This window comes from Lysinibacillus sp. NPDC056232, from assembly GCF_042267565.1.
Taxonomy (GTDB): domain Bacteria; phylum Bacillota; class Bacilli; order Bacillales_A; family Planococcaceae; genus Lysinibacillus.
In genome coordinates, this window is sequence record NZ_JBHJTF010000068.1 from 1 (window position 1) to 11,962 (window position 11,962).

The following is an 11,962-nucleotide window of genomic DNA, read 5'->3' on the forward strand; positions in this document are numbered from 1 at the left end:
GGAGTTAAAAGCAATTAACGTGGAGTTCGCACCAATCGCTTGATACGAAGGGTATTCTGTTATAAATCTATGCTTCTATACAGGTTTGTATAGTTCTGTCTAAATTTGTTGTAACAGCTTAGTTACCCATAACGCCAGTACCGATAAATGCAATACTCTCTTTTCCCATATGTACATACTCCTTTGTATCAAGGCTATCGATCAATTATTATTAACCAATAGCACCTATTTTCATCTTTCAGTGTAGTTCAATAAGTGCGATAATTCAAACTTCTCTTATTAACTTGTACTAAAAACTTTATGCGCTGCATATATACGAGTAAATCAATTTCACCTTGGTGTAATGAAGACAAAAAAAAGAGAGCAGTAGATGGGGTATCACTGCTCTAAAGGGGAAATGAGAATGTTGCTGTGTTCAAAATAAGTATTCCCCACCAAATTGCTTTTTAAACATATTATTTAAAAAGTTTTATACTCTGAATACTGGAACATTCTTTCAATCTTCTTGACCTTCTTCTTCTTCAAATGTTGTCTGTCTATAATAAGTATTCATTAACTGATCTAATCTGCGACTCAGTTGAATGGTTTTCGCATTTTGTAACCCGTTCTCTACACCTGAACGAATCATCATCTCACGAGTTTGTTCCATTTGTTTCAAGAGTAGATTGACCATTCATAACCCTCCACACACAAATAATCATACCATTATTATACATTTATATTTCATTTCTTACAGCATTAACTTACGACAATGTTCGACAAATTAGCTTCTTGGAACTTCTTGATAAGTATAGATTACGCGTCCATTTTGTTTGGCCTCACCTCTAAAATGTTTAAATAAAGGATGTTTTACAAGTACTTCTCGAAACTCATAAAAGTGTTCCTTTTCTATCTCTATACTTTTTAATTCCCCGTTTTGTAATTGTTTAAGCATATTTTCGTATTTTTCCATTTTTCTATTCCTCTCTTTTTTAGCATTCTGTGTCTTTAATTATGAATTATTCAAAAAAGGCTTTACGTTTCCCATTTTTTCATGCAAACTGTATATTATTAGTCGATGAAGGAGCTGACTGTCTGTGAAAATAGCTGAAGTTGGAAATATTATCGAGTTTAAAGATGGCTTACAAGGTATAGTCGAAAAAGTAAATGAAAATTCGGTGATCGTTGATTTAACATACATGGAGAATTTCGATTCCCTTGAAATTGAAGAAAAGACGGTCGTCAACCATAAACGTTACAAAATTTTATATACAAATGAAGCTCAATAGTCTGAATAGTCCCTATTTGTCTTTATAGATGATATGGGACTTTTTTTTTGTTAAAATTAAAAGCATGGAGGTCGAATGATGCTTACAAATTCGAAACAAACAATAATATGGCTCCTTTCTTTATTATTCGTTTATGGCATGCTTGCTTTTACCTTTGCTAACCAAGCTGTATTTTGGTACCTATATGCATTTACTTTACTTGTATGTATTGCGATTGCAATTTTAGCTGGTAAAATTGAAGATCAGTTAACAACATGGAAATTTTTACTTTTCGGTATTGGATACGGTACAATAACATACGGTATTATACGCTTTGGCTATTGGCTTGCACCATATATTAATGCTTCATCGGTACAATCAGTACAAAAGTTTTTAGCAAATTATGGACCACAGAATATTTGGCACTATATTTTACTCGTATTCATTGTTGCTATTGGTGAAGAGCTCTTTTGGCGTGGCTATGTTCAACAACAGTTAAAACGCTTTATGCGACCTACTTTTGCCGTCATTGTAACAGCGATTTTATGTGCAATCTCTATTGCAATAAGCGGCTTTATACTTGGTATGATTGCTGCACTTGTAACCGGCCTTATTTGGGGCTTGTTATATGAATGGCGTAAGAGTATGCCACTTGTTATTGTATCCCATGTAGTGTTTGTACTACTCCTATTTTTAGTGTTACCTTTAACATAATAACATTAAAATTTGGAAACATTTTCTCTTTACCAACGTTTAATTAAAAAAGGAGGGCTTTTCATGGAAAAAAAATTATTTTCTCTACCCGCATTATTATTAACAGCTGTTTTAGTCGTAGGATGTAATACTTCTGACAAAACAGAGGATTCTGATGCTCAAAAAAATGAGCCATCAAATACTGAACAACAGCAACAACCATCATCTACGGATAAAGCGGTAGATGACTCACAAGAAACGCCTACAACCAATGAAACAAATAAAGACACTACAGACAATGAAGATAGTGCAACTAAAACAAAACAAGAAGTTAACTATGTACAAAAAGGCAAAGACAAAACTGAAACAGCAAGCGAATCAAAAAGCGCTGATCAAGGCTATAAAATGCAACAACTACCTGGATTTACACTTTCTCAAGAAGAACCAGGTAAAGACATGTTAGTTTCTAATGAAAATGCTGAAGTATTCATGCGTATCGAAGATGTGTCACAATCAAGCTATGATGAAGCAAAAACAACTATGCAAGATTATATGAATGCTGTTGGTGATACATCATCATTATCTTCTGAGGATCTAGCTGCATTTAAAGATGTTAAAAACATTGAAGGTTATGTTGTGAATTTTGCTGAAGAAAAAGAAAAAGTAATCGGCGTTGTTTTTGAAAAAGATGGTTTAATTATAAAATTAACAATTCACGATAATGAGGAACTAGATTTAACAGATGCTATGCTTAAAATGGCAGCAACTATTTCTAAAAAATAATGATTCAAAAAAGACTGTAGACAAACTTGTTTGCTCTACAGTCTTTTTATTATTTTTAATAGGGTTTATACCATTAACTGCGTTGATTTCCGTTCCAATTGGGTGATTGTCCAAAGAGTGGCTAAGAGCGGTCACGAGGGCGTTATTACAGGGTGGGATACATTTAGCCTTCGACGCCTCCCTTATCGATGACGCTAATCTCCAAGGGGGCGTTCTAGAATTTTTTTTGGCATACAGGTTTAAGCTTCACCTTGTCATTACCCTAACCTTTTTAAAGCGACTACCTAAATAAAAAAGTTGCCTCAAATTCTTGAGACAACCCTTTTTAATAAGACAAATCTTTAATAGACAGTCCTAATTTTTTTAATAAAGTGATAGCTTGCTCTTTTTCTTCAATAGATAGCACACTCATCAATTCATGTAAATGCAGTTCGTGTTTTGGAAATAGTTCTCCCATAAATGCTTCACCTTTGTCCGTAATTTCTGCATAAGTAACACGACGATCTGACGGACAGGAAACACGTAATAAATATCCTCTTTTTTCAAGTTTGTCAATGACATACGTAATAGACCCACTAGCAAGCAAAATTTTATTGCCAATTTGCTGTAATGGCTGTCTTCCTTTATGATAAAGAAGCTCTAAGACAGCAAATTCAGTAGGGTTTAGTCCATTCTCTTGAAAAAATTGTTGGGTTGTCTCATTAATTGCTTTATGTGCACGTGATAATACGATATATAATTTTAAAGATTGCTTTATATCTTCTGACGTCATATCCTTTTCCTTTCAATTCGCTTTTATACATGCCATTATAGCGATATTAGAAAAGCATTGTCAAAAGCAATATTTGATTCTAAGCCTTGTATGGTCGTTTATGGTACACATTGACTCTTTTTATGTTACTAAATAAGCAGAATCTTTCGCGGACACATCCATTGTATCCACCTGATTAAATGTGTAAATTGGGAATTGTAAGTGGAAGCATGTCCCCTTCTGTAATTCACTATTCACACCTATTACACCTTCATGCTCTTCAATCACCTTTTTCACGAAAGCAAGGCCTAGTCCTGTCCCTGCTGATTTCGTCGTGTAAAAAGGTTGGAATAAGTTTTGAAGGGTAGCACTGTCCATGCCGACACCTTCGTCTTTAATCAGTAATTCTACAATCGCACAGTCAGCATTCATTTCTACTGTGATCGTTCCACCATTATTCATGGATTCCATCGCATTTTTAATAAGATTCATGAACACTTGCTTTAAGCGATTCTCATTGCCACCAATGTATACTTGTGTAGAAGGAGAAATGTATTGAATCATAATATTTTTCATAAGCGCATCTGGAAGCATAAACTCAATCACTTGCTTTACAATGTTATCTAGCTCTAGTAATTCCACTTTCATACTTGTTGGCTTGGACAATACTAAAAGCTCGGATAAAATTTGTTCCATCCGTTGGAGTTCACTATCGATGACAGATAAGTACATACGGGACTCTTCATCAGCATTTAGCTTTAATAATTCGGTAAAGCCCTTTAAAGAAGTTAATGGATTACGAATTTCATGGGCGATACTTGCGGCCATTTGACCGACAACATTTAAAGCTTGCTGATGTTCAACTTTATGTTGAAGTTGTTTCTTTTCTGTTTCATCATTAATGACTGTGACAATAATATTGTTATATTCATCATAGATACTTGAAATTTCATAATAGCAAGGGCTAATAACTGGCGTTTCATCGACTACATGAATATTTGCATGCTTTTCACCCATCAGTTTAGAAAGGTATGATGTAATTTGGCCTTTCTTCAACGTAAATGTATCAAAGATGTGCTGGTGTGCCTTATGCAGAAGCTGCGATTTTTCTATTTTTAAATACATCTCAGCATATTTATTTAGCCCAAGAATAATCCCGCTAGCGTCACTTACAATAATAGCGTACGGTAAGTGATCATAAGCATGGAAAGATTGTGATCTCTCCTGCTCTTGACTAACATATAGTTCATGAGCTACATCATTATTTAACGTTGAAATTTGCGCAACAATTTCTTCTGTGTTCGGATCATAAAAACATTTGAAGGACATCATTTCAAATTCATTACCAGTTGTTCGAATATTGAAGATTTCTTCTGATCTCAAATCACTTTGTAATTGTTTAACGAACTTTGCCCAATTTAAATTAGATGGCTCGTCCATTGTTAAATAGTCAATATACGAAGAATTGAGGTTAAAAAGTTTACTAGCAGCCTCATTCACGTTCAAAATTTTACCTACTTTATTAAGAATAAGTGTTGGTGACGAAGTACTTGTCATAAGATTTCCAAAACATTGATTAATATCATTTTGCTTCAACTTTCTCACCGAACCTTTCAATAGAGTAAAAAACCCCTTAATCGAATTTTGAGCCTTTACTATACTTTATGACTGCACGATTCTATTATTACAAAATTTAGTAAATTTAAGTATTTAAAATTATTTCACGAACTGTTCACAAAATAAATAGGCAAAAAGGATTATATTGTACGACAGCTACTTGACTGTTACAATTAGAAATTGAAAGGAAGATTATTGCATGAATACTATTTTAACTACATTAAACGCAAAGTATATTCACACAAATTTAGCATTGCGTTATTTAAAAGGTGCTGCTTTACCAGAATTTAATCCAATCATTGCAGAATATACAATTAAAGATCCTGCTTTTAATATTGTATCAGATTTGTTTCAAAAAAAACCTGATATTGTAGGATTTAGTTGCTATATTTGGAATATTGAAGAAACTATTCACGTCATCAAGATGTTAAAAACTGTCTGTCCAAATGTTAAAATTTTGCTCGGAGGTCCTGAAGTTTCTTACGATTCTCACCATTGGTTACGTAGAATTGAAGAGGTTGATTTTATTGTTATGGGTGAAGGAGAAACTTCCTTTAAACAGTTACTACGCCATTTGCATGGAGAAATTGCATTGGAGGATGTTCCAGGGATTTGTTACTTAGAGGATGGTAAAGTACGGATTCACGCACAAGCACCAAAAATAGATTTACGTGAATTGCCAAGTCCATTTCGTTTTGAGGAGGACCGCTCTCATCTAAGCAAACGAATTCAATATATTGAAACAAGTCGAGGCTGTCCATTTAGCTGTCAATTTTGTTTATCTTCTATTGAAGTAGGGGTTCGTTATTTTAACCGAGAAAAAATAAAAGAAGATATTCGATTCTTGATGGACAATGGTGCACGTACTATCAAATTTGTTGACCGTACATTTAATATAAGCCGCAGCTATGCAATGGAAATGTTCCAGTTTTTAATCGATGAACATAAGCCAGGGGTTGTATTCCAATTTGAAATTACCGCAGATATTATGCGTCCTGAGGTTATCCAGTTTTTAAATGATAACGCACCAAAAGGTCTTTTCCGTTTTGAAATTGGTGTTCAATCAACGAATGATTTAACAAATACTCTTGTGAAGCGCCGTCAAAACTTTGAAAAACTAACGCGTACAGTGACGATGGTCAAAGAAGGTGGAAAGATTGATCAGCATTTAGATTTAATCGCTGGTTTACCAGAGGAGGATTATGCAAGCTTCCGTCAAACCTTTAATGATGTTTTCGCAATGCGACCAGAAGAATTACAGCTTGGATTCCTTAAGCTTCTGCGTGGTACAGGCCTGCGTCTAGAGGCTGAAAAATTCGGCTATACGTATGTGGACCAATCTCCTTACGAGATCTTCTCAAACAATGTCTTAACATTTGATGATATTGTACGCATTAAACATGCTGAGGATGTACTTGAGAAATACTGGAACGATCACCGTATGGATCATACGATTGAATATTTAGTAACGGAAGTCTTTGAAACACCATTTGATTTCTTCCAAAACTTCGGTACTTATTGGGAAACAAAAGGCTGGTCGCGTATCGGTCATCAGCTCGAGGATTTATTCCTTCGTTTATTAATGTTTTTAGAAACTGTAGAGGGTGCTGATTTAACTATCATTCAAAGCCTAATGCAACTAGATTATTTAATGATTCAACAGTTCCAGCCACGTAAATTATGGTGGAAGGAGCGCCCTACAGAGGAACAACAAAAAGCACTTTATAATGCTTTACGTGAAAACCCTGCAATTGCAGGTGAGGTATTCGCCAGCTTCAATCTATCTGAAAAAGAGTTGTTTAAACATACGCTCATTATTCCACACCACATAGATTTCCAGAATTTCTCAAAAGGCAAAATTGTACAAAAAAACGGCTATCTATTAACTTACTTCCGTCACGGTCAAGCACCATATTTTGCAACAATCAACTCTATATAATAAGAAACGCTAGTCCTTTAATAAAATTAGGACTAGCGTTTTTTCATTCATAAAAAATTCTTAAATTTATCAGTTACCTAAAAGTGAAACCAAACAATTACTTTTTTAATCGACCATATTGTCAGAAAAAACCATAATTTTATTACGCTTAACAGAAGCTCTTAGAGGCATTACCCTAAAAAAGTTTAGTACGAAATCCTCAACCCACTAACACCCTACTCTTGTAAATATTACCTATTAATAAACCATAATAATCAGGAAAAACAATTTAAAATTTTTTGACAACTTTGTGGCGCCAGCAGTTTTTTTGTCAATTAAACAATCTAAGACTCTTTTATGAATAGATTTTCTACTAAGGTAATCTAAATGAAGTTCCTTAAAATCCTTGTTTTTAGGTACCATATAAATATTAAGGAAATTAAAAAAGAGCTAAATTAGCTCTTTCTTAATTTTTTAGTACTTTACCCAATAATTACACGTTCCTTAGGATAGTGATAACTTGATTTTTTGCCTCTACCACCACCACCAAGAGTGTAAAGGAAGGAGATTAAACCGACACGACCAACAAACATTAAAATCATAATGATAATTTTACCAATTACAGATAAATCAGAGGTGATCCCTAAAGACATCCCACACGTTCCGAACGCTGATGTAATTTCAAAAATAATTTGAATCAGTGATGCGTGTGGCTCAGTAATGAGTAAAATAATTGTCGCAACTAATACCATAAAGAATGCCAATAAAATAACAACAAACGAGCGGAATACATCGATTAAATGTATTTCACGTCCGAATACTTGAATATCTTCCCTTCCTCGTGAAAAGGTAATTAGGAATAGAATAGCCATAGCGAACGTTGTTGTACGTATCCCGCCACCAACTGAACTTGGTGAAGCACCAATAAACATTAAAAAACTCATAAAAATATCTGTCGCTTCACTAAAAGTTGTGACATCGTATGTCGTAAGTCCAGCTGATCGTGTTGAAACAGAATGGAACATTGCAGAAAAAAGAGCCTCATGCCAAGACATTCCCTTAAAGGAATGGAATGATTCAAGCAATAAAATAACGAGAGCCCCTACCGCAAATAAAATTGCATATGTGGAGGTTGTTATCTTTGTAAATAAACTAAAGCGGAAATTTGCATGGCGATTAAGTAAATACGATTTCACTTCAATTAATACTGGGAAGCCTATCGCACCAAGTACGATTAATACCATCGTTATTACTTGAACAAAGTAATCGTTATGAAATGGAAGTAAACTCATACCTGTAATATCAAAGCCACCATTTGTAGTAGCAGAAATGGAGGCAAAGACACCATGCAGCGTGGCCTCCTCAAAAGTATCGAAATATTTTGTAAAGTGTAAAGTTAAAATAAGCGCACCCATCGCTTCAATACCGATTAAGATTTTCAATATTTCCCGAATTAATTGAACAACCCCTGACAAATTGTATTGATTATGGTCGATCATAATCAACTGACGCTCACGCATTCCTATTTTTTTCCCAACAAGTAACCAGACAAAGGTACCAAGTGACATAATGCCAATTGCGCCAAGCTGTAAAATGACAAGTACCATCACGAGTCCAAATGTTGTATAGCTTTCAGATATATTGAATGTTGTTAAACCTGTTACACTAACTGCGCTTACTGCCGTAAACAAGCTATCTAATAACGAAACATTAACACCTTCTTGATGAACGCCTGGTAGCCGTAGTAACAGGAAGGAAATCGCTATAGCTATAAAATAATAAGAGACAAGCACCTGAAAAGGTGTAACAAGTCTATTTTTTGATCTTTTCCAGGGCACTTTGACAACCCCTTCCTTATATGATGCCAAACTCGATAGATATTAGTATAGGAAAAATACTTAAAAAAAGAAAGAGGAATAGTACGACTATTCCTCTTAATGATTATTGAGCTTTATTTTTATAACGAACTCCCACTAAATAACCTACTAATGCGATGGCCACTAGTACAATCCAGAAAGTTAACTCCCACACAGTTGAATGTGGAAACTCTGCAGGTAAAACACCCACCTTCTCATGTGCCAAAGTTAATACAACAAGCTTCACGCCTACCCAGCCTACAATTAAAAACGCAGCAGTTTCAAGTGAAGGATAGTCATTTAATATTTTTACAAACCATTGTGCCGCAAATCGCATCATGATAACCCCGATAAACCCTCCAAGTAACATGACGATAAATTGTCCACCATTAATGCCACCAATATCAAAGTTTCCTAACTCTGGTAAAGTTACAGCAATGGCAACTGCCGCAAGCATAGAATCAATAGCAAATGCAATATCCGCGGCCTCTACCTTAAGCACTGTCATCCAAAAACCGGAGCCCTTTTTCCCCACTTCTTCGTTAGCTTCTTCTTCTGAATCCTTTTTATAACGCAAGTCATATATATTTTTGGCGGACATGAATAATAAATAAGCTGCTCCCAACGCTTGAATTTGCCAATAATTCACTAATACTGTAATGACAAAGAGTGCTGAGAATCGGAAAATTAATGCGCCGAATAAACCATAAAACAGTGCTTTTTTTTGTTGTTCTTGTGGTAAATGCCTCACCATCACAGCCATTACAACTGCATTATCTGCAGCTAATAACCCTTCTAATACTACAAGTACAATAAGTACCCAACCGTATTGTAATACAATTGATTCCATTCATGTGCCTCCTCTAAAGCTCTGTATACCCAAAACAGTCATTACTATACGAGTTCAAAAGAAAAAGACCTCTGCCTCTATAAAAAGGCAAAGGTCTCGCTTAGCAAATACATAACTGACACTTCATCAGCACCTCTCTATTACTAGTAGTACTAGTATAGAGTTATTCGCTTATCACACCCGATGGTAAAAACCATGTAATGACGAATGTAATCCAGATACATCGCTCGTATCTGTTAGCTACTCCCCTTTGACAAAACGTCGAAGGTATTTCTTCTGTAAACTTATTATAGCACTATCAAATATGGGTAGCAAAATTTCCTACCTCTACTATATAAGAGAAGGCTCTGATTTCAGCTGCGGGCTACTCGTTTTCCTGCGGGCGAGCATTGAGCCGCTTGCTTCAACTCTCGTGAATTACTACTTGAAGTCACCTTATTTGAATTTGATAACTTTTATCTTCTTTATGCGCTAAATAAAAATCAATCATTCTAGGCATAGTCTGTATAAAGTCGGGGCATGTAATACCACCTTTTTTCAAAATAGTAACTGCTTCCGATGTATCGAATTTAGCATCCCAAGTTAAATAATCTAAAGTTTCTTGCTCAACCCTTAGATTTTGTCGAATAAGTGGCACTTGCAAAGATAGTCTTGCTAGTGTTACCGGTAATCGTCCCTTAGGATAATGGTTCGTTAATAACTTTACCATCGTCCGATACACTTCCTGCACAGGATGCGGATTTGGGTCCGTTAGATGCAAAGTTTTCCCTTCAGCACATTTTTCATCAACTAAATAAGTCGAAGCGTTTATAATGTAATCCACTGGCACCACATTTATTGTAGATTTCGATTGACCAATATACGGGATAAAAGGTAGACATTTTAATTTATCCACCATATTTAAAAAGAAATAAGGCCCATCGAATTTAATCGTCTCTCCTGTTTCAGAATGTCCACGCACGATACCAGGTCGAATAATTGTCAGTGGTATTTCTGATTTCAAATCCTCCACTCGATGCTCAGCTTCATATTTTGTTTCCTCATAATAGTTTTTAAATGCATGCGGGCGAATTAATTCATTTTCACGCAAAATACCTTCACGTATTCCTGCCACATACGCTGTACTAAAATACATATAGCGTCTTAAGTTCGGAAGTGTCCGAACAAAATCATTGACCATAGTTGTACCATGCACATTTACTTTCCATGCGATATCGCGTGGTACGGCTAAATCATATATTGCAGCTAGATGCCAGAGCACCTCTATTTGAGGTACAATTTCCTGTACAGCTTGGTTTTCTAGACCGAGACTTGGTAATGTAATATCTCCCTCTACAATATGAATAGAACAGGTAGGAAACTCTGCCAGTATATTTGCTCTTGCTAAATTTGCTTTTACTAATTCGCCAGCTAAAACAATAGTGATTACTTCCTGTGATTGATTTTTTCGAAATAACTCTCGTATTAATTGACTTGAAATAAAACCCGGAAAACCTGTAAAAAAATGAACCCCCATCTTTCATCCCCCCCTAAACTTACCGCTTCTTCCTTGTTGTTTTATCCAATCAATTATGCCTCGGCAATTCTTGAGAGGTAGACTGTAGTTTTTTTATCCCAGGAAAGGTGGCAAGTGTTGTTTCTAAAGGCTTCGTTATTTTCTCATTAACCTCTGTTGGACTTGCACCAGGATAATTGGTAACAACGATGCCTATTGATGAACGTAATTCAGGAATAAGCGAATCGGTATTTTTAATAATGAAACGCCACCTCATATAATGACTAATAGCATCGTAACTATTGTAAAAACAGGCCTTTTAATAGAAAAATTACTAATGTTCATTATTACAAGCTCCTTTTAATCTCTTCCTTTCTATAATACCCGAAAAGCAGAATATTTTATGAATTTAGAAACTTCCCCATTTTTTATAGGTTTAAAATATAACTCACCGCCAAAATTAGGAGATGCAATTTGTTTAAGCATATGCCATATGTAAGTTGATTGGAGTGGAGACTGGGCGACTCCTTGGGGATTAGCAATAGAGGAACGAAACGAAGGCTAAGAACATCACGTCCTGTGATAACGCCTTCGTGAACCAACATCGTGCTGGCCCAAGCGGCTCATCGGACGCCCCCAGGAAGCTTTGCTCTGTGTGAAAGCGTAGCGACAGCAACAATTGTTTTATCTGTGCGAAAGCGTAGCGACAGCAACAATTGTTTTATCTGTGCGAAAGCGTAGCGACAGCAACA

The 11,962-nt window shown here is 35.5% G+C and carries 12 protein-coding genes and 1 pseudogene; 5 read left to right on the forward strand and 8 right to left on the reverse strand.

Features of this window, described 5'->3' with window-relative positions:
• Positions 1-496: 496 nt before the first annotated feature.
• Positions 497-673 carry a Spo0E family sporulation regulatory protein-aspartic acid phosphatase gene (locus tag ACFCYJ_RS26500; RefSeq protein WP_376078856.1) on the reverse strand — a complete coding sequence of 59 codons (177 nt, stop codon included), beginning with the start codon at positions 671-673 and terminating at the stop codon, positions 497-499.
• Positions 674-763: 90 nt separating this feature from the next.
• On the reverse strand, positions 764-952 hold the full coding sequence (locus tag ACFCYJ_RS26505) for a hypothetical protein (protein WP_376078858.1): 189 nt from the start codon (positions 950-952) through the stop codon (positions 764-766).
• 124 nt (positions 953-1,076) lie between these two features.
• Between ACFCYJ_RS26505 and ACFCYJ_RS26510 the strand changes: the two genes are divergently transcribed.
• From ACFCYJ_RS26510 to ACFCYJ_RS26520, 3 genes are all read left to right on the forward strand, one after another.
• Positions 1,077-1,268, forward strand: a complete 192-nt coding sequence (locus ACFCYJ_RS26510; protein ID WP_053594765.1) for a YkvS family protein — start codon at positions 1,077-1,079, stop codon at positions 1,266-1,268.
• A 78-nt stretch (positions 1,269-1,346) separates the two neighbouring features.
• Positions 1,347-1,961, forward strand: coding sequence for a CPBP family intramembrane glutamic endopeptidase (locus ACFCYJ_RS26515; RefSeq protein WP_376078874.1), 615 nt, complete (start codon positions 1,347-1,349; stop codon positions 1,959-1,961).
• Between the two features lie 63 nt (positions 1,962-2,024).
• A complete protein-coding gene (locus ACFCYJ_RS26520; RefSeq protein ID WP_376078860.1) occupies positions 2,025-2,723 on the forward strand; it encodes a hypothetical protein in 699 nt (232 codons plus the stop codon).
• A gap of 325 nt (positions 2,724-3,048) precedes the next feature.
• Here the strand turns inward: ACFCYJ_RS26520 and ACFCYJ_RS26525 are convergent, their stop codons facing one another.
• Positions 3,049-3,495, reverse strand: coding sequence for a MarR family winged helix-turn-helix transcriptional regulator (locus tag ACFCYJ_RS26525; protein ID WP_376078862.1), 447 nt, complete (start codon positions 3,493-3,495; stop codon positions 3,049-3,051).
• A 120-nt stretch (positions 3,496-3,615) separates the two neighbouring features.
• Positions 3,616-5,079, reverse strand: a complete 1,464-nt coding sequence (locus tag ACFCYJ_RS26530) for a PAS domain-containing sensor histidine kinase (RefSeq protein WP_376078864.1) — start codon at positions 5,077-5,079, stop codon at positions 3,616-3,618.
• 211 nt (positions 5,080-5,290) lie between these two features.
• Here ACFCYJ_RS26530 and ACFCYJ_RS26535 point away from each other — a divergent pair, with 211 nt between their 5' ends.
• Entirely contained in the window at positions 5,291-7,030 is a 1,740-nt protein-coding gene (locus ACFCYJ_RS26535) for a B12-binding domain-containing radical SAM protein (protein ID WP_376078866.1), read from the forward strand.
• 461 nt (positions 7,031-7,491) lie between these two features.
• Here ACFCYJ_RS26535 and ACFCYJ_RS26540 read toward each other — a convergent pair whose 3' ends face one another.
• The 4 genes and pseudogenes from ACFCYJ_RS26540 to ACFCYJ_RS26555 all read right to left on the reverse strand — a co-directional run.
• Complete coding sequence (locus tag ACFCYJ_RS26540; protein WP_376078868.1) at positions 7,492-8,847, reverse strand: TrkH family potassium uptake protein; 1,356 nt, start codon at positions 8,845-8,847, stop codon at positions 7,492-7,494.
• Positions 8,848-8,950: 103 nt separating this feature from the next.
• Positions 8,951-9,715: a TerC family protein gene (locus ACFCYJ_RS26545; RefSeq protein WP_370045326.1), complete on the reverse strand. Its 765-nt coding sequence runs from the start codon at positions 9,713-9,715 to the stop codon at positions 8,951-8,953.
• 430 nt (positions 9,716-10,145) lie between these two features.
• Entirely contained in the window at positions 10,146-11,231 is a 1,086-nt protein-coding gene (locus ACFCYJ_RS26550; protein WP_376078870.1) for an SDR family oxidoreductase, read from the reverse strand.
• Between the two features lie 67 nt (positions 11,232-11,298).
• A pseudogene (locus tag ACFCYJ_RS26555) lies at positions 11,299-11,555 on the reverse strand (efflux RND transporter permease subunit); the annotation flags it as partial.
• A gap of 261 nt (positions 11,556-11,816) precedes the next feature.
• Between ACFCYJ_RS26555 and ACFCYJ_RS26560 the strand changes: the two are divergent.
• Positions 11,817-11,951 (forward strand): hypothetical protein, encoded by a 135-nt coding sequence (locus tag ACFCYJ_RS26560; RefSeq protein WP_376078872.1) that lies wholly within the window; start codon positions 11,817-11,819, stop codon positions 11,949-11,951.
• Positions 11,952-11,962 lie beyond the last annotated feature (11 nt).